Raw genomic sequence first — 20,486 nt, forward strand, 5'->3', positions numbered from 1 at the left:
CACGAAGAAGGCCCCGGAGCGATCCGGGGCCTTCTTGCTGCGCGCGCGCGTTCAGCGCCCGGAGTCGCGGAGGGTCCCGGTCACATCCTCGTAGCTGAAGAGGATGCACTGCACGGTGCGGTCGTTCTCCCGGATCCAGGTCGCCTTCGTCGGCTGGTAGTTGTAGAAGTCGAGTTCGGAAGCCTCGTAGGATCTGCCGACATACGCCTCGAACGCCTCATAACAGCCGTTCCACGCACTTTCGTTCAGCACGTCGTCGCCGGGGAATTCGCCGTCCTCGACGTCGTAGATGAAGAAGACCTCGTCGGTATGCGGTTGCTCACAGGGAACCACGGGCAGCTCGAACACCAATTCGTCTTCGCCGTACTCGACCAATGGCAGGCAGTCGCCCACTTCGAGGTCGGCGAAGGGCACCATCTCGGCACCCTCGATCGACGAGGGGTCCTGGCTCTCGGTGGCGGTGCCGCCATCCGTCGGCCGTTCGCTGGGAGTGCCGAACGACGTGCCGTCGGTATCCGGCGACGAGGTCGTCGCGGCCACCAGGAAGGACACAGCGGCAGCGAGGATCGCACCGACCACGGCGATGACGAGACCGGTGATCCCCGGCCACTTCCTTCCGCGGAGGAACAGGGAGATGAGCGACATCACGAACCCGACCGCGAGAAGGGCCCATCCGGCGATCGCGATCGCGGGAATGCAGGCACTGACGACGCCGACGATGACGGCGACCAGGCCGAAGATGCCCACCACCGGCACTCCGGCCGCAGGCTGCGGAGAAGGAGTCACCGGCCACGTGGCCGCCGGATACCCGCCATAGGGCGCGGAGGTCGTGCTGGTCTGGGGTGCTGCGGCAGCCGATGGAGAGAACGTCTGGCCGGCGAGCGTGTATGGCGGGACGAAGGGCGTCTGCTCGGCGTCGGCGGAGGGAACGACAGGTGCGGCCGGTTCCGGAGTCGACCCGGCGGGGGTCGACGCGGCTGCGGTCGTCTCGGCTGCGGTCGTCTCGGCTGCGGTCGTCTCGGTGGCGGGTGCGTGTTGCCCGGTGACGACGTGCTCCGTCCACTGCAGTCCGTCCCACCACCGTCGGTTTCCGGAGCCGTCGTCGTACCAACCGGCAGGTGTTGTCATCAGGCGTTCCGTGCGTCTTTCTCGGTCGGCGGATGCGCGGTGAGGTCGTTCTCGCCACGCAGGCCTCTCCACAGGGGCTGGGCCGTCAGTGACGACGGTAGCGGCGCTGCGGGGTCTGTGTCGAATGAGAAGACGATCACGTGAAGAAGGCCTCGGGAGCACGGTGCTCCCGAGGCCTTCTTGGCCCATTGGGGACGGGTCAGGGCACCAAGCACCCGGTGATCGCATCGGTGTCGCCGAGCACCTCGGCGACACCGTACAGGGCATCGGTGTCGGTGAGGGTGCCGTCGCTGTCGGCGATCGTGCGCAGCGTCGCATTGTCGAGGTCGGAGGCGACGAAGAGGTCGGCGAGGCAGGTGATCTGAGCCTCGGTGTACCCCTCTGCACCCGACGAGGAGAGAATGGCCGTCAGACCTTGCGCGACCTCAGGAGCGGTCGGACGAACTCCGACATCCGTTCCTTCGGAGCCGTCGGTATCGCTCGGCGCGGTGGCCTCGATCGACGGAGAAGAGGTGGGCAGCTTGTCGATCTCCTCGCTCACTCCCTGCGCGAAGGCGAAGAGGTAGACGAACGACATCACGATGCCGATGATCGTCCCGACGACCGCCAGGATGAGTCCGGCGATGCCCGGCCACTTCTTCCCCTTGAGGAACAGCGAGATGAGCGACACGATGAATCCCGCGCCGAGCAGGATGAAGCCGAAGAATCCGATCACCGGGATGAAGACCAGGATGGTGCCGAGCACCCCGAGCCCGAGCCCCACGAGTCCGAGGATCGAGAGCTTCTTCGGTTCCTCGACGGCAGGCTGCCCGTACGGGGCTGCAGCCGGATACCCCGTCGTGCTGCCGGAGTACGCCGCTGCGGTGCCGGGGTAGACGTCGGCCGACGGCGTCGGAACCTCCGCCGGGGCGGCTGGAGCGGCCGGAGCGGCTGGTGCGGAGTAGGCGCCGAGGTCGTCGCTCAGGGGAGTCGTCGGTGCGGTCGCGTCCGGCGACGGGGGTGTGGTCGCGGTGTCGTCGGATGCACGGATCACGGTGTCGTCGATCGACGATGCCGAGGACCCGGCCTGTTCCGAGGACCCGGCGTGCGCGTCGGGATCGACCGCGGCGTCCGCGGCCTCCGGGGCGAAGTGCTCGGTCCACTGCTGGCCGTCCCACCAGCGCTGTCGACCCGATCCGTCGTCGTACCATCCTGCGGGCGTTGTCATGGCTCCCCCTTGAAAGAACTCGGCAGCTGCTTCCTGCAGCCGACATCTTCATGTATAGCAGTGGGAGGCGACGCGCCACCGGGTCGCGGATGGGGAGCTCTCCCCATCCGGCCCTGAGGGCGGAAGCGCCGTGCGGGGTGTCGCTCGCGGCCAGGCGACAGCCCGCACGTAGGCTCGTAGCGCCATGATTCGGTTCGAGAACGTCACGAAACGCTACCGCGGGACGTCGAAGCCCGCCCTCTCCGGAGTCGACTTCGAGGTGCAACGCGGGGAGTTCGTCTTCCTCGTCGGAGCCTCGGGTTCCGGCAAGTCCTCCTGTCTGCGCCTTATTCTGCGCGAAGACGTCCCGACGTCGGGGCGGGTCGCGGTGCTCGGCAGAGACCTGCGCGCGCTCGCGAACCGGAAGGTGCCTTACTTCCGCCGCCACATCGGGTCGGTCTTCCAGGACTTCCGGTTGCTGCCTTCGAAGACGGTCTACCAGAACGTCGCGTTCACGCTTCAGGTGACCGGTTCGTCGCGCGGCTTCATCCAGCAGGCGGTTCCGGAGGCTCTCGCCCTCGTGGGTCTCGACGGCAAACAGAAGCGGATGCCCCACGAGCTCTCGGGTGGAGAGCAGCAGCGGGTCGCCATCGCGCGAGCCCTCGTCAACCGTCCCCAGGTTCTGCTCGCCGACGAGCCGACCGGAAACCTCGACCCCGCGACGTCGGTCGACATCATGCAGCTGCTCGCTCGCATCAACGCCGGCGGCACCACTGTGTTGATGGCCACGCACGAAGCCGGATTCGTCGACCAGATGCAGCGCCGAGTGATCGAGCTGCGTGACGGGGAGATGGTGCGCGACGAGGTGCACGGCGGATACGGCGACACCTCCAACATCCCGCGCCTCGTCCCGGAGGAGGTGCGCGGAGCGGCGGCGGCGGCTGCTCTCACCGCGGTCCAGGAGGTGCAGCGTCAGACAGCCGATCTCTCGGTGGTGCGTGCCGCGCTGGCCGAGGAGCTCAGCACTCAGCGCACGGCGGCCGCGTCCTCCGTCGACCGCGAGGGAGAGACCGTGGTTCCCCCGGCCCCGCGCACGGTCGAACCTCCGGAGCCGGTGCATTCCCCGGAGACCGGCGCCGCGGCCGGAGTCGTGGAGCCTCCTGCTGTCGCGGAGACCCCTGCTGTCGCGGAGCCTCGTGCTGTCGTGGAACCTCCGACGGTGATCCGGCCGCGTACCCATCCGATCGCTCTGCCGACGGTGGACGTCGCCGAGCTCGGCGTCGCCGATCGCCTCGGACTCTCCGATGAAGACGACGAGGAAGTGGGCCCGACCTCATGAGAATCGGACTCATCCTGACCGAAGCCCTGGGCGGCCTGCGGCGGAACATCTCGATGGTGATCTCCGTCGTGCTCGTCACCTTCGTCTCCTTGACGTTCGTGGGCGCCGCGATCCTCATGCAGGGGCAGATCGGGGTCATGCGCGGGTACTGGGCCGAACGTGCCCAGGTGGCGGTGTACATGTGTTCGGCGGTCTCGGAATCCGAGACGTGCCTCGACGGCGCGGCGAGCGAGGAGCAGGTCGCCTCCGTCCGGGCTCAGCTCGAGGGTGACGCGCTCAAGCCGCTCATCAGCTCCATGACCTTCGATACGAAGGAAGAGACGTACGCCAAGCTCGTCGACCAGCTCGGCGCGGACCAGGCGAGCGTGCTCTCGCCCGACCAGGCGTTCGAGGTGTTCTTCGTCACGATGAAGGACCCTGGTCAGTCGCAGGTGCTCGCCGAGGCCTTCAGTGGACAGGCCGGCGTCGAGCAGGTTAAGGACCAGCTGCAGTATCTCGAGCCGTTGTTCTCCGCGTTGACGGTCGCGACCTACATCGCGGTCGGAATCGCCGTGCTTATGCTCATCGCGGCGACCCTGCTGATCGGAACGACCATCCGGTTGTCGGCGTATGCGCGGCGCAAGGAGATCGGCATCATGCGCCTGGTCGGAGCCTCGAACCGCTTCATCCAGACGCCGTTCGTCCTCGAGGGCGTGTTCGCCGCGTTCCTCGGCTCGGCTCTGGCCAGTGCCGCCGTCGTCGCCGGTATGCACTTCGGGGTCAACGGCTACCTGCGGGGGAGGGTGCCGTTCATCACCACATGGGTCACGATGCAGGACGCGGCTCTCGTGGTTCCCGTGCTGATCGGGATCGGCGTGATCCTCGCCGCGCTCTCCGCCGGCTTCGCGATCCGACGCTGGCTGCGTACCTGATAGCCTGAAAGGCTGCTCGGTCGGAACGATCGATCGAGCTCATCACGGCAACAGGAGAGCATCATGCCCAGGGAACGCGGAGAGAAGGTCGTCGCGACCAATCGTCGCGCACGTCACGACTACACGATCGAGAAGTCGTACGAAGCGGGGATGGTGCTCACCGGCACCGAGGTCAAGTCGCTGCGTCAGGGTCGCGCCAACCTCAGTGACGGCTATGCGTTCGTGAAGGGGAACGAGGTCTTCCTCGATTCCGTGCACATCCCCGAGTACTCGCAGGGGCACTGGACGAACCACTCGGCCAAACGCATCCGCAAGCTGCTCCTCCATCGCGAGGAGATCGCCAAGATCGCGCACGCCGTCTCGGCCGGGGGATACACCCTCATCCCGCTGAAGCTGTACTTCTCCGACGGTCGTGCCAAGGTCGAGATCGCCCTGGCGAAGGGCAAGCGCGAATACGACAAGCGGCAGACCCTGCGCGAGCGTCAGGACACCCGTGAGGCCGACCGTGCCATGCGTCTGCGCAATCGCGTGGGAGAGTAGCCCCGGGCTCTCAGGCCCCGACTCTCCGGCACTGCCGTGACGAGTCGACAGCCCGTCACGGGCGCGGGTGGAAGCCGAAGACGCGGCCGAGGAACGCCAGCTCGCGGTCGAGGGAGTCGACGATGGTCTCCGCGCTCCGGAAACCATGTCCCTCGGTGGGATAGAGGACGTACTCGTGCTCGATGCCGCGCTCTGCCAGAGCATCGCGGATCGCCTCGGACTGGGATGGAGGGACGACGCGGTCCTCGCCGCCCTGCAGGAGCAGGACCGGGACAGTGATGCGATCTGTGTGCGTGAGCGGTGAACGCTCGACGTACAGATGCTCGTACTCGGGCAGCGGGCCCACCAGACCGTCGATGTACGATGCCTCGAAGTCATGAGTCTCCGCGGCCAGCATGCGCAGGTCGGCGACGCCGTAGCGGCTGATCCCCGCGGCGAAGGCTCCGCCTCGCACCAGTGCCGACAGCACGGTCCAGCCGCCTGCCGATCCGCCGCGGATGGCCAGACGGTCGGGGTCGGCGAGCCCGGTGGCAGCCAGGCCCCGCGCCGCCGCGATCACGTCGTCGACGTCGACGACACCCCACTGGCCGTCCAAGCGTTCGCGATAGGCACGACCATAGCCGGTGGAGCCCCCGTAGTTCACGTCGAGCACGCCGATCCCGCGGCTCGTGTAGAAGGCGATCGCTGCCGAGGCTGCCCCGGTCACATGCGCCGTCGGTCCGCCGTGGACCAGCACGACGTAGGGCGGGAGCTCGTCGTCGGGGGCCTCCTCGTCGGGGTTCGCCGGCGGATAGGCGAATGCGTGCACGGCGCCGTGCGGACCGTCGATCTCGATCGACATCGACGCCGGCATCCAGCGCGGATCGACGGGCTCCCCGCCGCGCACGGCGACGACCTCTCCCGACTCGATATCGACGCACCAGAGCCCCGCCGCCACCCGGGAACCGTTGCCGGAGAGCAGCACCCGGGTGCCGTGGACCGCATCGACGCTCACATGACCGTCGCCGGGGAACTCGATGATGCTCTCGCCCCCTCCGGTGTCGATCACGACGACGTCGTCGCGCCCGTTCGTGCGGACGGCGAGGATGCGGCCGTCCTCCAACGGCTGATACCAGCGGTTGCTGAGCACCCAGAGCCCGTAGCCCGTGTCGGCATCGGACGGGGCCAGCGGCCGCGGGGATCCGGAAGGCGTCACCCCGTCGATGGCGATGCGGTGGAGTGTCCAGCGGTCATCGGCGATGTCGGCGAAGACCAGTTCCGTGTCGCTGAGCCACTCGGGCTGCAGCGCCGCTCGCGAGGGGATCGTCCGCGGGAGGCCTCCGTCGACCTCGGCGACCTGCACGCGCGCGCTCTCCCACGGCATCTTCCCCCGTTCCCAGGCGACCCACGCGGCGCGGGTCCCGTCAGGGGAGAATGCGGGGTGGGCGAAGAACCCCTCGCCCTGCACGATCACGCTGACTGCGGACTCGTCTTCTGCGGCGGAGCCGTCGAGCGGGATCTCGACGATCGCACGGAGGTGCGGTGTGGTCGAGAGGTCTTCGCGCACGGCGAGCAGACGTCCGTCCTGCACGCGCAGACCTCCGTGCGCGGGACCGGCCGCGGTGAGCGTGACGAGATCCCCGTCGGGGGTCAGGCGGCGCACCCGCTGGTCTGAGGCGTCGACGAAGTAGAGCGTCCCCCGATCGTCCGCCGTCCAGGCGCCGCCACCGTATTCGTGCACGCGGGAGCGGGCGTTCCAGGGCGCGGGGAGGACCTCGGCGCCCGTGGAACTCCGTACCGTCACCCGTCCCTTCTCGGACGGCACCGACTCACCCCACCAGATCTCCGTGCCGACGAAGCGGGCGCCGTCGATGCGAGGAGAGGACGCCGCGACTGATGGTGCGGAGAAAGGCGAAGGCCAGGAACCGTAGGGGGACGACGTCATGCTTCGAGCCTATGGGGCGCTGGCACGAGCGTCACGCGGGGCGCACACGAAGGCCCTCCAGGGAACCGGGAGGGCCTTCGTCGTGCTCTCGTCTCAGACCGCGCGGAGCACCGCCACGATCTTGCCGAGGATCACGGCTTCATCGCCCAGGATGGGCTCGAACGCCGAGTTGCGCGGGAGCAGCCACGTGTGGCCGTCGCGACGGCGCAGCACCTTGACGGTGGCCTCGCCGTCGAGCATCGCCGCGACGATCTCGCCGTTCTCGGCGCTGTTCTGCGAACGGACGACGACCCAGTCGCCGTCGCAGATGGCGGCGTCGATCATCGACTCGCCGGAGACCTTGAGCATGAACAGGTCGCCCTTGCCCACCAGTTGGCGGGGGAGCGGGAAGATCTCCTCGACCTGCTGGTCGGCGGTGATCGGCACACCCGCGGCGATGCGTCCGACCAGGGGGACGAGTGCCGCATCGCCGACCGGGGTCGCCACGTCGGCGGGGTTCTCGGTGCTGGCCCCCGGCAGGTCGATGAGCACTTCCATGGCGCGGGTCTTCCCAGGGTCGCGACGCAGATAGCCGCTGAGCTCCAACTGCCCGAGCTGGTGGGTGACGCTGGAGAGGGACTTGAGACCGACGGCGTCGCCGATCTCGCGCATGCTCGGCGGGTAACCGTGGTGCGCGATCGAGTTCTGGATGACCTCGAGGATCGCCATCTGCTTCGGGCTGAGGCTCTTCCGGCGGCGCGTGCGCGGTGCCTCCGACTCGGGGGCAGAGTTCTCGCTCATGGTGCTCCTTCAGTGCGTGATCCGACGTCCCTCTTCGAATGTCGGAGGCCCGTGGTGGGGTGTCCTTATCGAAACCGTATCCGAGAAACGGGCCGATCTGGAAGATCTGTTCGAGCGTGTCGGCTCATTTCCGGATTCGGTTTCGAAGAATACTTGACAGATGTTCGAACTCGAAGATATCTTCGGTACGTAGCTTCGCATTCACGGCTCCCGGCCGAGACGGGAATGCGAACGCTACGCCAACTTCCCCGGCGGCCTCACCGCTCCGGGACAGGCTAAGGAGCACCACATGAGCAGCATCAGCTTCAGCACCGCAGCAGTCATTCCGGCGTCGACCCGTCCCACGACGCGACTCCGACTGACGACGCGTGGCCGCGCCGTGCTGCTGGCCTTCGCCTCGGTTCCGCTCGCGATCGGTATCGCCTTCGCGGCGCTCAGCGGCGGCAGCGCGATCGCTTCGGGAGCAGATTCGGCCGCCGTCAGCGTCGAGACCGTGACCGTCATGCCGGGAGACACTCTCTGGTCGATCGCCACCAGCGTCGCTCCCGATGCCGACCCGCGGGACGTCATCGGTGAGATCAGCCGGATGAACCTGCTGCGCGGTGGAGAACTCCAGATCGGCCAGACGCTCGCCATCCCGGCCCAGTACGTGAACTGATCCGACGGCGGCAGCACTGCAGCAACTTTGCGTCATCGAGGCGAGGCGCCGCTTAACATGGGAAGGGTGACCCTCTCCCTCAACGATCTCCCGCTACGTGACGATCTTCGCGGATTGACGCCATACGGCGCTCCGCAAGCGCCGCTCCCGATCGCGCTCAACGTGAACGAGAACACGCATCCGATCCCCGACGCGGTGGCGAGCGACATCCTCGACGACATCGCCGTCGCGATCCGCGACGTCAACCGCTATCCGGACCGGGAGTTCACGACGCTCCGCGAGTCGTTCGCGGAGTACCTGGGGCACGGGCTCACGCCGGAGCAGATCTGGGCCGGCAACGGCTCGAATGAGGTTCTCCAGCACATCCTCCAGGCTTTCGGAGGTCCCGGGCGCACGGCGTTCGGTTTCGCGCCGACGTATTCGATGTACCCGCTCATCGCCCAGGGGACGGGAGCACGCTGGATCGCCGGCACTCGTCAGCCCGACTACACGATCACCCCGGACGAGGCTGCCGAGCAGGTGCGGGCCGCCGATCCCGATGTGGTCATCCTCTGTTCTCCCAACAACCCCACCGGCACGCCGCTCGGGCTGGACGTGATCGAAGCCGTGTACGACGCGGCCCGTGGCATCGTGATCGTGGATGAGGCGTACCAGGAGTTCGCGCCGCGCGATGCGATCTCCGCCCTGACCCTGCTCGACGGACGCCCGCGTCTCGCCGTCTCGCGCACCATGAGCAAGGCCTTCGCCTTCGCCGGGGCCCGGGTCGGGTACCTCGCTGCTGACCCCGCCTTCATCGACGCGTTGCGTCTGGTGCGTCTGCCCTATCACCTGAGCGCTCTCACCCAGGCGGCGGCGATAGCGGCCCTGCGCAACGCCGACGTGATGCTCGCGATGGTGGAGGAGATCGTCGAGCAGCGCGATCGGATCACGGCGACTCTCGAAGCGCTCGGATACCAGCCGCACGAATCGTGGTCGAACTTCGTCCTGTTCGGCGGCGTCGCCGACCCGCGGGCCACCTGGCAGCAGCTGTACGACCGCGGCGTGCTCGTGCGCGATGTCGGCATCCCCGGACACCTCAGGGTCAGCGCGGGCACGGAGGCCGAGACCACCGCGTTCCTCGAGGCGCTGGCCTCGATAGGATCGGCTTCATGAGCACCCCCGCACTGACCCCGCGCACCGCGAACCGTGTGCGCAGCACGTCGGAGTCCACCGTCGAGCTCGAGCTGAACCTCGACGGCACCGGGGCGAGCCGAATCGACACGTCCGTGCCGTTCTTCGACCACATGCTCACCGCCTTCGCGAAGCATTCGCTGACCGACCTCACGGTGCGGGCTTCCGGCGACACGCACATCGACGCGCACCACACGGTGGAAGACGTCTCGATCGTGCTCGGCCAAGCCATTCTCGAAGCTCTCGGGGACAAGTCCGGGATCTCCCGTTACGGCGACGCGCTCGTTCCCCTCGACGAGGCACTGGCGCAGGCGGTCGTCGACATCTCCGGTCGTCCGTATCTCGTGCACACGGGAGAGCCTGAAGGCTTCGAACACCACCTCATCGGCGGGCACTTCACCGGTTCGCTGGTGCGTCACTCATTCGAGGCCATCAGTTTCAATGCCGGTCTGACCGTGCACGTGCGTGTGCTCGGCGGGCGTGATCCGCACCACATCGCCGAGGCGGAGTACAAGGCTTTCGCTCGCGCATTCCGCGAAGCCAAGGCTCTGGACCCGCTCGTCGACGGCATCCCGTCCACGAAGGGCGCGCTGTGAGCGCAGCGCCCCGGGTCGCGGTGTTCGACTACGAGTCGGGCAACGTCCACTCGGCGGTGAAGGCGCTCGTCGCCGCCGGCGCGGATGCCGTGCTGACGCGCGACCGCGCCACCGCTCTCGAGGCGGATGGACTCGTCGTCCCCGGTGTCGGTGCATTCCAGGCCGTCCGCGATGCCCTGCGCGCCCACGGAGGGGACGAGATCATCGATCGCCGTCTCGCCGGCGGCCGTCCGGTCCTCGGGATCTGCGTCGGGATGCAGGTCCTCTTCGAGCACGGCGTCGAGCGCGGGCACGACACCGAAGGGCTCGGCGAGTGGCCCGGCGCGGTCACCGAGCTCAATGCCCCGGTGCTGCCGCACATGGGCTGGAACACGGTCGAGCCCGGTGCCGACAGCGTGCTCTTCCGAGGCATCGAGCAGGAGCGCTTCTACTTCGTGCACTCCTACGCCGCGCAGTCCTGGGAACTCGACGTCATCCCGCCGTTCCCCGAGCCTGTGCTGACCTGGACGACGTACGGCGACCCGTTCCTCGCCGCCGTCGAGAACGGGCCGCTCTCGGCGACGCAGTTCCACCCGGAGAAGTCCGGGGAAGCCGGCATCCAGCTGCTGCGCAACTGGGTGGGAAGTCTCTGACGTCTTCGGCAGGCGTCACCCGTTTTGTTCCCCGCCGTCCGGCGGACTACCCTCGGTTCTCGTGCCCGCACCGGGCCGTAGAGCTTCCCGATACAAGGACCCCATGAACGACTTCGCGCAGTCCCCCTCGCTCACGCTCCTTCCCGCCGTCGATGTCGCCGGGGGCAAGGCCGTCCGCCTGACCCAGGGCGAGGCCGGAACCGAGACCAGCTACGGCGACCCGTTGGATGCCGCAGGGGAGTGGGTGGCGCAGGGAGCGAAGTGGATCCACCTCGTCGACCTCGACGCCGCGTTCGGCCGTGGCAGCAACGCACCGATCCTGCGCAAGGTCATCAAGCAGTTCAAGGGCGTGAGCATCGAGCTCTCCGGTGGCATCCGTGATGATGCGACGTTGGAGGCGGCTCTGGAGAGCGGGGCCACCCGGATCAACCTGGGCACGGCCGCGCTGGAGAACCCGGAGTGGGCGGCCGATGTGATCGGCCGTTACGGCGAGGCGATCGCGGTCGGCCTCGACGTGCGGGGGACGACGCTCGCCGCCCGCGGATGGACCAAGGAGGGCGGTGACCTCTGGGAGGTTCTCGACCGCCTCGAAGACGCCGGCTGCAGCCGTTATGTCGTCACCGACGTCACGAAGGACGGCACTCTTCGCGGCCCCAACATCGAACTGCTCCGCGAGGTCACCTCACGTACCCCGAAACCGGTCGTCGCATCCGGCGGGATCTCGAGCCTCGACGACATCGCCGCGCTCCGCGATCTCGTGCCGCTGGGCGTCGAAGGTGCGATCGTCGGCAAGGCACTCTACGCCGGCGCGTTCACGCTGGCTGAGGCTCTGGATGTCGCAGGAGACTGACGCGCACGCCTGTGGGCCGGAATCGCACAACCACGGCGATTCGGCGGGCGTCCCCTGGGAGGGGCGCAGCTTCGAGTCGAATCCGCACGCGTCGGACGACGGTTCCGCCGATCCCGCTCTGTTGGCCGCGCTGCTGCGGTTCCGTGCGGGTGAAGGCAGTCAGGTCGACGTGGTCGACGCCTTCCGTACCGCACGCGTGCTGATTCCGCTTATCGCCGAGAAGGGTGAGGAGGGTGTGGCGCCGAGCGGTCTCACCGTCGACAAGACGCAGGAACTGTCCATCGTGACGGTCGCGGCGCCTGACGGCCGGCGCGTGCAGCCGGTCTTCTCGTCCGTGCAGGCGATGCAGGCATGGGATCCGACCGCGCGACCGATCCCCGTCGAGGCCGTTCGAGCCGCGTTGGCGGCGTCGGCGGAGGACACCGATCTCATCGTTCTCGACCCGACGTCAGAGACGGAGTTCGTGATCCGGCGTCCCGCGGTCTGGGCGATCGCTCAGGAGCAGCGCTGGGAGCCCAGCTTCCTGTCGACAGAAGTGTTCACGGCTGTCCAGGAGAGCGTGGCTCACGAACTGGCGGTGATCGATGTGGCGGTGGCCGCGGGCGATCCCGACGCGCGGCTCCGGGGCCCCGAGCTGATCGTGGTCCTCGAGCTCGTCGACGGTCTGGAGCGTGAGGTGCTCGATGCCGTGCTCTCGCGTCTCGCTCAGCGCTGGGCGTCCGATGATCGCATCGCTGTGCACGCCGACTCGCTGACCGTGAAGCTCCGCCGCGGCGTCTGATCGCGTTCGCTACGATCGGGGCATGTCCCGAGGTCTGATGCGAGTCCTCGCCGTGGTCGCGCTCCTGGGTGGTGCCGCGACCGGCATCACGGGTTGCTACACCGCGTGCCCGGCGATCGGCTATGTCAACGGGGTGGTCGTCGACGTGAGCGTATTCCCGGAGACAGCGGCCGTCCAGTTCTGCGTGGACGCGGAGTGCTCACCGGCGCCGGGGGAGGACGAGACCTCCTCGACCAACCTGTTCGCGGCGTCCCGTGAGAACGACGGGACCTGGCGGCTCATGTTCGACATGTCGACACCGGAGGAGGTCGACATCCGCCTGTTCGACGCGCAGGGCACCGTCATCCACGAATCCGAGGAACCGATCGCCTGGACCCACGCTGATGGCCCGTGCGGCGGCCCCTCCACCGCGGACCCCCTGATCCTGGAGCCCTGATCCTTCGTCGCCGGAGATGACGGTCTCCACTTCGGACCGCGGGCGGGAACGGGAACGCGTCTCCGCGGGGAGGTGCGCGGTCCGATCGCTGCTGCCGGTGCTGATAGCGTCGGAGATCCGTGCAGGAAGCGAGGAGGTGGTATCCGTGAACGAAGTGACGTCGGTGCTCCTCCGGGGAGTCACGGTCGGGCGATAGGTCGTCCGGGAGCGCCGCATATCAGCAGCATTCCCGAAAGGCACGACCATGAACTTCACCTCTGAACAGAATCTCGACGGCGGACTCACCGAGCGCGAATTCACCATCGGTGACATCTCCGGCATCATGTGGACGCCGCCAGCCGCTTCCTCCTCCGCGCCGGTTCCCCTCATCCTGATGGGCCAACCCGGCGGAATCGGCATGCGACGAATGTACCCACGCCTGGCGGCACGAGCGCGCAGCGCGGCGGCGCAAGGCTTCGCTGCGATCTCGATCGAGGCGCCCGGAGCGGGCGACCGAACGCCGCTGCCTGGCGCGGCGCAGGCGCGGGCCGACCTCGTTCGTGCGATCTCTGCCGGCGAAGGGCCGGGCGAGGAGGTCATCGACCAGCTGATACTTCCTCTCGTCGATCAGGCGGTGCCGGAATGGCAGACCACGCTCGACGAGGCTCTTGCCCTTCCCGAGATCGGCGAGCGGACGGCATTCTCCGGTGGGGTGATCGCAATCGGAGTACGTCTCGCCGCGATCGACTCACGCATCGTCGCGGCAGGCCTCTTCGCCGGCAGCTATGTGCCCCGTACGACGATGGAGGAGGCGCGTCGGGTCACCATCCCGCTGCATGTCCTCCTGCAATGGGATGACGAGGGCAACGACCGCCGGATGGCGCTCGACCTGTTCGACGCCTTCGGATCGACCGAGAAGACGCTCTACGCCAACATGGGCGGCCACACGGGCGTCCCGCAGTTCGCCGGCGAGGATGCCGCGCGCTTCTTCGCCCGCCATCTCGGCTCTGTCGGCGGCGGAGAATGCGCGGCTTCGTGAGCCCGTCGGTTGCGCAGGTGTCACACCTGCGCCGAAGCTAGTTGACCGGTCCGGTCCACTTCTCGCCCGGGCCCTTGCCGATCGGGTCGGGGATCGTGGAGGCCTCGCGGAAGGCGAGCTGCAGTGAACGAAGGCCGTCGCGCAGGGAGCGCGCGTGCATGTCGCTGATCTCCGGAGCGCCGGCGGTGATGAGTCCGGCGAGGGCGTTGATGAGCTTGCGCGCTTCGTCGAGGTCGATCTGCGCCGCGGCGTCCGGATCGTCGGCGAGCCCGAGCTTGACGGCTGCCGCGCTCATGAGGTGCACGGCGGCGGTGGTGATCACCTCGACGGCGGGTACATCGGCGATGTCTCGTGTGGCCGACGATGCGGCCTCCTCCTGACGTGCCCAGCGCTCTTCGCGCTCGCGTGCAGCCTCGTCCGGTGCCTGGTTCGTCACTTCGCCTTGCTTTCTGTTAGACTTTGGCGGGCTCCGGAGCGTCATGCTCCGGATCGAAAGAGGATTCACTTCCCACCCGCGCTTGCCGTTCAAGGCTACCGGGTCTTGCACTCCACCGGCTCCGTTCTCAAGACGGAACCGGCAGGTAGGGTGCGGAGCCGGCGTCTGAATGCCGGTGGGCGGGGACGATTCCGATTTCGCCCGTGATGCAGACAGCATCGCGGTGGCCGAATCACATCGTCTAAGGAGTTCCGCATCAGCGATCCCCGTACCAATGAGCGCATCCGCGTCCCCGAGGTCCGCCTCGTCGGCCCCGCGGGTGAGCAGATCGGCGTCGTCCGCATCGAGGCAGCGCTGCGCCTCGCGCAGGAAGCCGATCTCGACCTCGTCGAGGTCGCCCCCAACTCGAAGCCGCCCGTCGTCAAGATCATGGACTACGGCAAGTTCAAGTACGAGGCCGCCCAGAAGGAAAAGGAAGCTCGCCGCAACCAGGCGAACACGATCCTCAAGGAAGTCCGTTTCCGTCTGAAGATCGAGGCCCACGACTACACGACCAAGCTCAAGCGCGCCGAGGGGTTCCTCAAGGCCGGCGACAAGGTCAAGGCCATGATCCTTTTCCGTGGTCGTGAGCAGTCGCGTCCCGAGCAGGGTGTTCGTCTGCTGCGCAAGTTCGCCGAAGACGTGGCCGAGCTCGGCACGGTCGAGTCGAACCCGACCATCGACGGTCGCAACATGGTCATGATCGTGGCGCCGCTCAAGAGCAAGTCCGAGGCCAAGCAGGAGCAGAATGCGGTTCGTGACGCGCAGCGCGCGGCGAACAAGCAGGCTTCGCGCGACGCGAAGAACGAGTCGGACGCACCGGCCGCAGCTCCGGCGGAGTGACTCCCGCCCCCAGAACTCCCGCACCGCGGGTTGACACCGTCGCCTGAGAAGGCGCCATACGAAGGAAGAGAAGATGCCGAAGCAGAAGACCCACTCGGGTGCTAAGAAGCGCTTCAAGATCACCGGAAGCGGAAAGCTGAAGAAGCAGCAGGCCGGGATGCGCCACAACCTCGAGCACAAGTCGAGCCGTCGCACCCGTCGTCTGAACCAGGACCAGGTGCTGTCGAAGGCTGACACCAAGGTCGCGAAGAAGCTTCTCGGTCGCTGACGCGCGCCGAACGCACGAATAGGAACACAGGAAAATGGCAAGAGTCAAGCGGGCAGTAAACGCCCACAAGAAGCGCCGGGTCATCCTCGAGCGCGCCTCCGGTTACCGCGGACAGCGTTCGCGCCTGTACCGGAAGGCCAAAGAGCAGGTCATCCACTCGCTGGTCTACTCGTACCGTGACCGTCGCAAGCGCAAGGGTGACTTCCGTCGCCTGTGGATCCAGCGCATCAACGCTGCTGCTCGCCAGAACGGCATGACCTACAACCGCTTCATCCAGGGCCTCGGCATCGCCGGTGTCACGGTGGACCGTCGCATGCTCGCCGACCTCGCGGTCAACGACGCGGCGACGTTCACGACGCTGGTCGAGACGGCGAAGAAGGCTCTGCCCTCCGACGTCAACGCACCGAAGTCGGCTGCGTAAGCACCTCTTCACACAGGGCGCTCTCCTTCGGGAGGGCGCCCTGTGGCGTTTCTGGATGCACTGCGGCCCACGACCCGCGTGACTCCCATGTCGATCAGGGAGGTCGCGGCGACCGCGATCGCGTACACGGCGAGGTCCCGCAGGTCGAAGCCCGAGCCGAGGACGAGTCGGATCGGCGGGAACATCGCCGCCCACTCGCGCGGAAGGCCGGTGAGCTGCAGCAGCTCGACGCCGGCGCAGACGACGAAGGACAGGAACGCCACAGCGGGACGAGGCCATCGCGGGGCGACGAGGGCCACGAGCAGGTAGATGAGCACGGCGTACAGCGCGTCGCCCGCGATGTCGCCGACCGCACCGCTCATGCCACGATGGACGACCAGACCGATCCCGACCGTCGCGACAGCGAGAACGGCGAGGGCGACCCGCCGACGAGAGGTGTTCGCAGCAGCGCTGTGGGTCATCCCGGCACCTTATCCCGATGGTGCGGGAACCAGCCCGGCGTTCCCTAGACTGTGATCGTGCTGGAGAACCCCCGTTCGCCCCGAGTCCGAGCCGTCGCGAAGCTGACCAAACGAAGCGCGAGGACCGAGACGGGCCTGTTCCTTCTGGAAGGCCCGCAGTCCGTGCGCGAAGCGCTCACCTATCGTCCCGAGGCGATCGTCGAGCTGTTCGCGACGCCCAACGGGTGGGAGCGGCACCCCGACATCCGCGCGAAGGCCGCCGATGCCGACATCGACGTCGAGTACGTCACCGAGTACGTCCTCAACGCGATGGCCGACACCGTCACCCCGCAGGGACTCGTGGCGGTGGTGCAGCAGACACCGACCTCCGTGCGCGACATCTTCGACGCCGCGCCGCGACTGGTGGCGATCTGCGAAGAGGTGCGCGATCCCGGCAATCTCGGCACGATCATCCGGGCGGCGGATGCGGCGGGCGCCGATGCCGTCGTGCTCACGGGACGAACCGTCGATCCCTACAACCCGAAGGTGGTGCGTGCCACGACGGGTTCGCTGTTCCACCTCCCGGTGTCGGTCGGGGGAGACCTCGCCGATGTCGTCAAGCGCGCACACGATGCAGGTCTCCGCATCCTCGCAGCCGATGTGAAGGGTGACGATCTCCTGGAGGCGCGCGCCGAGGGCGTGCTCGCCGAGCCCACCGGATGGCTCTTCGGGAACGAGGCGCGGGGGCTCGAAGACGATGCGCTGGCCCTCGCCGACCAGGTGCTCAAGCTGCCCATCTTCGGTCGTGCCGAATCCCTCAACCTGGCGACGGCCGCCAGCGTGTGCCTCTACGAGAGTGCATTTGCACAGCGTGCGTCCGCTGGCGACTGAGTTCTCGGGCGCCGAGGGAAGCAGGAAGCGGAGTCGATGAGGATTCTGATCGTCGAGGACGACGACCGGGTCGCCGGGGCGCTCGAGGCCTTCCTCGGACGGTCGGGATACGCGACTGTGCGCGCGGCGGACGGCGCTGCCGCGCTGGGCATGCTGGGAGCCGACACCGAGGTGGTCCTCCTCGACCTCGGTCTCCCCGACATCGACGGCGTCGACCTGTGCCGTCGCATCCGGGGGCGCTCGGAGGTTCCGATCGTGATCGTGACCGCCCGCAACCAGGTCGCCGAACGCATCAAGGGACTGCGCGCGGGCGCGGACGACTTCGTCGTGAAGCCCTATGACGTGCACGAGCTCCTCGCCAGGATCGAGGCGGTCACCCGGAGGTCGAGGCCGATGAGACCGGAGGCCGACGCCCGGGTGCTGCTGCACGACGGCCATGTCGACATCGACCTCGTCGCCCGTCAGGTGCTCGTCGACGGCACGGCGATCGACCTCACACGCAAGGAGTTCGACATCGTCGCGGTCCTCGCCCGATACCCGGGGGTGGCGGTGCCGAAGGAGCGCCTGATCCGTGAGGTATGGAACACCGACTGGCGCGGGTTCGGGCACTCGCTCGAGGTGCACGTCGGAGCGATCAGGAAGAAGACCGGAGTCCGTGGGGTCATCGAGACCGTGCGCGGAGTCGGCTACCGTCTTGCGGGGTCCTGAGCCATGCGGCGCCGTCTGATCATCGTCTTCCTCGTGCCGCTCGTCGCGATCCTGGCCGCGCTCGGCGGCGCAGCCGGATGGAGTGCGGCGCACAGCGTCCAGCAGGCGTTCTACACGCAGCAGCTCGGCGACCTCGGGTATTTCGTCACGAGTGCGCGTCAGGCCCTGCGGTCCGGCAGCGCCGCCGTGATCGACGCCGAGGTGGCGCGCTTCCGCGAGGTGTACGGAATCGAGGTCACGGTCTTCGATCTCGGCGGCAATGTCTGGGCGGCGGGGGAGCAGGACCCGGCCGCGCTCCCGGACGAGGACGCCGAGCGGGTCAGACTCGCGCTTTCCGGGCGGCGTGCCGAGCAGCCGACGGTCCTGTTCCCGTGGACCGTCGCGGACGCCGCCCTGGCCGAGCCGGTGTTCGACGACGGGGACGTGATCGGTGCCGTGCTGGTGGCCGGAGATGTGGAGGCACCGCGCGCGGCGATCCTTCAGCAGATCCTGCTCATCTCGGCGATCGCGCTGGTGCTGGTCGCCCTCGGGGTGCTGCTCGTGTTCCGGCTCGCCCGGTGGGTGCTGTCGCCGGTGCGACGGCTCGACGAGGCGATGGTGGCGATCGAGCGGGGCGAGATGGACGCGCGTGTCGCCGCCGACGACGGTCCGCCGGAGCTGCGCCGCATGGCGCAGGTCTTCAACGGCATGGCCGACGAGATCGAGCGTGTGATGACGCGGCAGCAGGAGTTCGCGCTGAATGCCTCCCACGAGCTGCGCAACCCCCTCAACGCCCTGCTCCTGCGCGTCGAGCATCTGGCGACGGGACTGGGGAAGGAGTGGCAGGGTGATGTCGAGGAGACGCGGGAAGAGGGGCGACGGATGACCCGCATCCTCGAAACGCTCCTCGGGCTGGCTCGTGGGGGACGAGGCGACTCGACCATCTCGGCGGTCGACCTCGCGACGCTCGCCGCTCGCCGACGGGACGCGTGGCGCGACGTCGCCGCCCAGCGCGGGGTCGTCTTGCGTGCCACGGGGGTTTCGCCGGTGATGAGCGTGACCGACCGGACGATCGTGGAGAGCGCGCTGGATGCGGTGATCGACAATGCCGTGAAGTTCTCTCCCGAGGGCGCGCCGATCGAGATCGGTGCGGAACGCGAGGGCCAGGTCTGCCGGATCACCGTCCGCGATCACGGTCCGGGGCTGACGGAGGAGCAGGCCGCGGCGGCGACCGACCGGTTCTGGCGCAGTGTCGACAGCGGGGACACCCCGGGGTCCGGACTCGGCCTCGCCATCGCGAGTGACCTGCTCGCCACGGTCGGCGGCGAATTGGCCGTCGCTGCGGCGGAGGGCGGCGGTCTCGCTGTCACACTCGTGCTCCACGATGGGACGACCCCGTGACGGCCGGCGTGCGACGGTTGCTCGCCGGCGCGAGCGCTCTCCTGCTGGCGGTCGGCGTGACCGCGTGCAGTCCGCGTGCGAGCGAGTGGACGGACGAGGAGTACGCCATCGCCAGCGGCGGGTCCACCGGCGTCTACTACGACTACGGCAGCCACCTGGCCGAAGACCTGTCGGACTCGTTGGATATCCGGATGGTCGCGCAGGAGACGGCGGGTTCCGTCGACAACCTGCTCCGGGTGAGTTCGGGGGAGGCGCTGATCGGGTTCGCGCAGGGAGACGCCGCGGCAGACGCGGTGGCGGGCTCCGGCGCCTTCGACCATCCGCTGGAGGTGCAGGCCCTCGCCCGCCTGTACGACGAGTACGTGCAGGTCGTCGTACGCGGAGAGTCGGAGATCTCGGGTATCGGGGATCTGGCCGGCCGCACCATCTCCCTCGGTGCGGAGAACTCCGGGGTGAACGTGATCGCCGCTCGGGTGCTGGATGCGGCAGGTGTCGATCTCGGCTCCGTGCGCAATCCCCAGCTCGACCTCAGCGAGTCGATCGAGGCGATGGAGCGTGGCGACATCGACGGCTTCTTCTGGGTCGGCGGGCTGCCCACCCCGGGGGTGGCCGAGCTCTCGGAGAGGTCATCGGTCCGCCTGCTCCCGATCGAGCAGGAGTGGGTCAACGAGGTGAACGAACGGTACTCGCACGCGTACCGACCGGCCGACGTCCCGGCCGGCACCTACGGCCTGCAGGATTCCGCGCCCACGATGGCCGTTCCCAACTATCTCGTCACCGCAGCCTCCACCCCGGACGCCGTCGCTCGTGACGTGCTCGCCGGATTGTTCGATGCACGTCTGCGCATCGCGGGGGAGGTGCCGACCGCCGCGCTGCTGGACCGGCGTTCGGCGATCTTCACCGGCCCCGTCCCGCTGCACCCCGGGGCAGCCGACTACTACCGGGATCAGCGCGGCTGACTGCTCAAGAAATCCTCAAGAAGTCTGACACCGTGGGTGGCGCTCTGCCATTGTGAGGTCGATCGCGCACGATCGTCGCCTGTTGCTCAACTGTCGTTGGGGAGCTGCAGCAGGACGATTCCGCGGCCCGTGGGGGCGGGCCGCGGGGTACC

The 20,486-nt window shown here is 68.1% G+C and carries 24 protein-coding genes; 18 read left to right on the forward strand and 6 right to left on the reverse strand.

Annotated features, from left to right (window positions below):
- Window positions 1-51 precede the first annotated feature (51 nt).
- The gene (locus ABDC25_RS05800; RefSeq protein ID WP_347125282.1) at window positions 52-1,128 is read right to left on the reverse strand and encodes a DUF2510 domain-containing protein; all 1,077 of its coding nucleotides are present in this window, start codon (window positions 1,126-1,128) and stop codon (window positions 52-54) included.
- A gap of 199 nt (window positions 1,129-1,327) precedes the next feature.
- Window positions 1,328-2,335 carry a DUF2510 domain-containing protein gene (locus tag ABDC25_RS05805; RefSeq protein ID WP_347125284.1) on the reverse strand — a complete coding sequence of 336 codons (1,008 nt, stop codon included), beginning with the start codon at window positions 2,333-2,335 and terminating at the stop codon, window positions 1,328-1,330.
- A 184-nt stretch (window positions 2,336-2,519) separates the two neighbouring features.
- On the opposite strand from ABDC25_RS05805, the gene ftsE reads away from it, so the two are divergent.
- From ftsE to smpB, 3 genes are all read left to right on the forward strand, one after another.
- Entirely contained in the window at window positions 2,520-3,653 is a 1,134-nt protein-coding gene (gene ftsE, locus ABDC25_RS05810) for a cell division ATP-binding protein FtsE (protein WP_347125286.1), read from the forward strand.
- Window positions 3,650-4,564 carry a permease-like cell division protein FtsX gene (gene ftsX / locus ABDC25_RS05815; RefSeq protein WP_029260601.1) on the forward strand — a complete coding sequence of 305 codons (915 nt, stop codon included), beginning with the start codon at window positions 3,650-3,652 and terminating at the stop codon, window positions 4,562-4,564. Before ftsE ends, ftsX begins: the two co-directional genes overlap by 4 nt.
- Window positions 4,565-4,627: 63 nt before the next feature.
- Complete coding sequence (gene smpB / locus ABDC25_RS05820; RefSeq protein WP_021199784.1) at window positions 4,628-5,104, forward strand: SsrA-binding protein SmpB; 477 nt, start codon at window positions 4,628-4,630, stop codon at window positions 5,102-5,104.
- Window positions 5,105-5,159: 55 nt separating this feature from the next.
- Here the strand turns inward: smpB and ABDC25_RS05825 are convergent, their stop codons facing one another.
- Entirely contained in the window at window positions 5,160-7,028 is a 1,869-nt protein-coding gene (locus tag ABDC25_RS05825; protein WP_347125288.1) for a prolyl oligopeptidase family serine peptidase, read from the reverse strand.
- 93 nt (window positions 7,029-7,121) lie between these two features.
- Entirely contained in the window at window positions 7,122-7,808 is a 687-nt protein-coding gene (gene lexA / locus ABDC25_RS05830; protein WP_021199782.1) for a transcriptional repressor LexA, read from the reverse strand.
- Between the two features lie 289 nt (window positions 7,809-8,097).
- Between lexA and ABDC25_RS05835 the strand changes: the two genes are divergently transcribed.
- From ABDC25_RS05835 to ABDC25_RS05870, 8 genes are all read left to right on the forward strand, one after another.
- Window positions 8,098-8,466 carry a LysM peptidoglycan-binding domain-containing protein gene (locus tag ABDC25_RS05835; RefSeq protein ID WP_021199781.1) on the forward strand — a complete coding sequence of 123 codons (369 nt, stop codon included), beginning with the start codon at window positions 8,098-8,100 and terminating at the stop codon, window positions 8,464-8,466.
- A 66-nt stretch (window positions 8,467-8,532) separates the two neighbouring features.
- Window positions 8,533-9,618 carry a histidinol-phosphate transaminase gene (locus ABDC25_RS05840; RefSeq protein ID WP_021199780.1) on the forward strand — a complete coding sequence of 362 codons (1,086 nt, stop codon included), beginning with the start codon at window positions 8,533-8,535 and terminating at the stop codon, window positions 9,616-9,618.
- Window positions 9,615-10,232, forward strand: a complete 618-nt coding sequence (hisB, locus tag ABDC25_RS05845) for an imidazoleglycerol-phosphate dehydratase HisB (RefSeq protein WP_021199779.1) — start codon at window positions 9,615-9,617, stop codon at window positions 10,230-10,232. Before ABDC25_RS05840 ends, hisB begins: the two co-directional genes overlap by 4 nt.
- Window positions 10,229-10,864 (forward strand): imidazole glycerol phosphate synthase subunit HisH, encoded by a 636-nt coding sequence (gene hisH / locus ABDC25_RS05850; protein ID WP_021199778.1) that lies wholly within the window; start codon window positions 10,229-10,231, stop codon window positions 10,862-10,864. The genes hisB and hisH overlap by 4 nt, the downstream gene beginning before the upstream one ends.
- A 103-nt stretch (window positions 10,865-10,967) precedes the next feature.
- A complete protein-coding gene (gene priA, locus ABDC25_RS05855; protein ID WP_029260604.1) occupies window positions 10,968-11,714 on the forward strand; it encodes a bifunctional 1-(5-phosphoribosyl)-5-((5-phosphoribosylamino)methylideneamino)imidazole-4-carboxamide isomerase/phosphoribosylanthranilate isomerase PriA in 747 nt (248 codons plus the stop codon).
- Window positions 11,698-12,495 carry an SseB family protein gene (locus ABDC25_RS05860; protein ID WP_347125292.1) on the forward strand — a complete coding sequence of 266 codons (798 nt, stop codon included), beginning with the start codon at window positions 11,698-11,700 and terminating at the stop codon, window positions 12,493-12,495. The genes priA and ABDC25_RS05860 overlap by 17 nt, the downstream gene beginning before the upstream one ends.
- A 22-nt stretch (window positions 12,496-12,517) precedes the next feature.
- Complete coding sequence (locus ABDC25_RS05865; protein WP_347125294.1) at window positions 12,518-12,931, forward strand: hypothetical protein; 414 nt, start codon at window positions 12,518-12,520, stop codon at window positions 12,929-12,931.
- A gap of 244 nt (window positions 12,932-13,175) precedes the next feature.
- On the forward strand, window positions 13,176-13,949 hold the full coding sequence (locus ABDC25_RS05870; protein ID WP_347125296.1) for an alpha/beta hydrolase: 774 nt from the start codon (window positions 13,176-13,178) through the stop codon (window positions 13,947-13,949).
- Between the two features lie 37 nt (window positions 13,950-13,986).
- Here ABDC25_RS05870 and ABDC25_RS05875 read toward each other — a convergent pair whose 3' ends face one another.
- Window positions 13,987-14,385, reverse strand: a complete 399-nt coding sequence (locus tag ABDC25_RS05875; protein ID WP_017828562.1) for a DUF1844 domain-containing protein — start codon at window positions 14,383-14,385, stop codon at window positions 13,987-13,989.
- A 231-nt stretch (window positions 14,386-14,616) separates the two neighbouring features.
- Here ABDC25_RS05875 and infC point away from each other — a divergent pair, with 231 nt between their 5' ends.
- The 3 genes from infC (at window position 14,617) to rplT (ending at window position 15,956) form a co-directional block, all read left to right on the forward strand.
- A complete protein-coding gene (gene infC, locus ABDC25_RS05880) occupies window positions 14,617-15,267 on the forward strand; it encodes a translation initiation factor IF-3 (protein ID WP_081859694.1) in 651 nt (216 codons plus the stop codon).
- 73 nt (window positions 15,268-15,340) lie between these two features.
- A complete protein-coding gene (gene rpmI / locus ABDC25_RS05885; protein WP_017828564.1) occupies window positions 15,341-15,535 on the forward strand; it encodes a 50S ribosomal protein L35 in 195 nt (64 codons plus the stop codon).
- A 34-nt stretch (window positions 15,536-15,569) separates the two neighbouring features.
- The gene (gene rplT, locus ABDC25_RS05890) at window positions 15,570-15,956 is read left to right on the forward strand and encodes a 50S ribosomal protein L20 (protein ID WP_021199772.1); all 387 of its coding nucleotides are present in this window, start codon (window positions 15,570-15,572) and stop codon (window positions 15,954-15,956) included.
- A gap of 8 nt (window positions 15,957-15,964) precedes the next feature.
- On the opposite strand, the gene ABDC25_RS05895 is transcribed toward rplT, so the two are convergent.
- A complete protein-coding gene (locus tag ABDC25_RS05895) occupies window positions 15,965-16,417 on the reverse strand; it encodes a DUF2809 domain-containing protein (RefSeq protein ID WP_347125299.1) in 453 nt (150 codons plus the stop codon).
- Window positions 16,418-16,474: 57 nt separating this feature from the next.
- Between ABDC25_RS05895 and ABDC25_RS05900 the strand changes: the two genes are divergently transcribed.
- The 4 genes from ABDC25_RS05900 to ABDC25_RS05915 are packed head-to-tail and all read left to right on the forward strand — an operon-like array spanning window position 16,475 to window position 20,334.
- On the forward strand, window positions 16,475-17,287 hold the full coding sequence (locus ABDC25_RS05900) for an RNA methyltransferase (protein WP_029260610.1): 813 nt from the start codon (window positions 16,475-16,477) through the stop codon (window positions 17,285-17,287).
- A 36-nt stretch (window positions 17,288-17,323) separates the two neighbouring features.
- The gene (locus ABDC25_RS05905; protein ID WP_021199769.1) at window positions 17,324-17,995 is read left to right on the forward strand and encodes a response regulator transcription factor; all 672 of its coding nucleotides are present in this window, start codon (window positions 17,324-17,326) and stop codon (window positions 17,993-17,995) included.
- A 3-nt stretch (window positions 17,996-17,998) separates the two neighbouring features.
- Window positions 17,999-19,375, forward strand: a complete 1,377-nt coding sequence (locus ABDC25_RS05910; RefSeq protein ID WP_167253462.1) for a HAMP domain-containing sensor histidine kinase — start codon at window positions 17,999-18,001, stop codon at window positions 19,373-19,375.
- Window positions 19,372-20,334, forward strand: a complete 963-nt coding sequence (locus tag ABDC25_RS05915; RefSeq protein WP_021199767.1) for a TAXI family TRAP transporter solute-binding subunit — start codon at window positions 19,372-19,374, stop codon at window positions 20,332-20,334. The genes ABDC25_RS05910 and ABDC25_RS05915 overlap by 4 nt, the downstream gene beginning before the upstream one ends.
- Window positions 20,335-20,486 lie beyond the last annotated feature (152 nt).

It is taken from the genome of Microbacterium sp. SY138 (assembly GCF_039729145.1).
GTDB lineage: Bacteria > Actinomycetota > Actinomycetes > Actinomycetales > Microbacteriaceae > Microbacterium > Microbacterium maritypicum_A.

What these genes read in the sequence shown, in the direction of transcription:
- rpmI (WP_017828564.1), top strand. Translation starts at nt 15,341, where the DNA reads ATGCCGAAGCAGAAGACCCACTCGGGTGCTAAGAAGCGCTTCAAGATC.
- ABDC25_RS05895 (WP_347125299.1), bottom strand. Translation starts at nt 16,417, where the DNA reads ATGACCCACAGCGCTGCTGCGAACACCTCTCGTCGGCGGGTCGCCCTC.
- ABDC25_RS05905 (WP_021199769.1), top strand. Translation starts at nt 17,324, where the DNA reads ATGAGGATTCTGATCGTCGAGGACGACGACCGGGTCGCCGGGGCGCTC.
- rplT (WP_021199772.1), top strand. Translation starts at nt 15,570, where the DNA reads ATGGCAAGAGTCAAGCGGGCAGTAAACGCCCACAAGAAGCGCCGGGTC.
- ABDC25_RS05865 (WP_347125294.1), top strand. Translation starts at nt 12,518, where the DNA reads ATGTCCCGAGGTCTGATGCGAGTCCTCGCCGTGGTCGCGCTCCTGGGT.
- ABDC25_RS05870 (WP_347125296.1), top strand. Translation starts at nt 13,176, where the DNA reads ATGAACTTCACCTCTGAACAGAATCTCGACGGCGGACTCACCGAGCGC.
- ABDC25_RS05910 (WP_167253462.1), top strand. Translation starts at nt 17,999, where the DNA reads ATGCGGCGCCGTCTGATCATCGTCTTCCTCGTGCCGCTCGTCGCGATC.
- hisB (WP_021199779.1), top strand. Translation starts at nt 9,615, where the DNA reads ATGAGCACCCCCGCACTGACCCCGCGCACCGCGAACCGTGTGCGCAGC.
- priA (WP_029260604.1), top strand. Translation starts at nt 10,968, where the DNA reads ATGAACGACTTCGCGCAGTCCCCCTCGCTCACGCTCCTTCCCGCCGTC.
- ABDC25_RS05825 (WP_347125288.1), bottom strand. Translation starts at nt 7,028, where the DNA reads ATGACGTCGTCCCCCTACGGTTCCTGGCCTTCGCCTTTCTCCGCACCA.
- ABDC25_RS05835 (WP_021199781.1), top strand. Translation starts at nt 8,098, where the DNA reads ATGAGCAGCATCAGCTTCAGCACCGCAGCAGTCATTCCGGCGTCGACC.
- ABDC25_RS05805 (WP_347125284.1), bottom strand. Translation starts at nt 2,335, where the DNA reads ATGACAACGCCCGCAGGATGGTACGACGACGGATCGGGTCGACAGCGC.
- smpB (WP_021199784.1), top strand. Translation starts at nt 4,628, where the DNA reads ATGCCCAGGGAACGCGGAGAGAAGGTCGTCGCGACCAATCGTCGCGCA.
- ftsE (WP_347125286.1), top strand. Translation starts at nt 2,520, where the DNA reads ATGATTCGGTTCGAGAACGTCACGAAACGCTACCGCGGGACGTCGAAG.
- lexA (WP_021199782.1), bottom strand. Translation starts at nt 7,808, where the DNA reads ATGAGCGAGAACTCTGCCCCCGAGTCGGAGGCACCGCGCACGCGCCGC.
- ftsX (WP_029260601.1), top strand. Translation starts at nt 3,650, where the DNA reads ATGAGAATCGGACTCATCCTGACCGAAGCCCTGGGCGGCCTGCGGCGG.
- ABDC25_RS05860 (WP_347125292.1), top strand. Translation starts at nt 11,698, where the DNA reads ATGTCGCAGGAGACTGACGCGCACGCCTGTGGGCCGGAATCGCACAAC.
- ABDC25_RS05800 (WP_347125282.1), bottom strand. Translation starts at nt 1,128, where the DNA reads ATGACAACACCTGCCGGTTGGTACGACGACGGCTCCGGAAACCGACGG.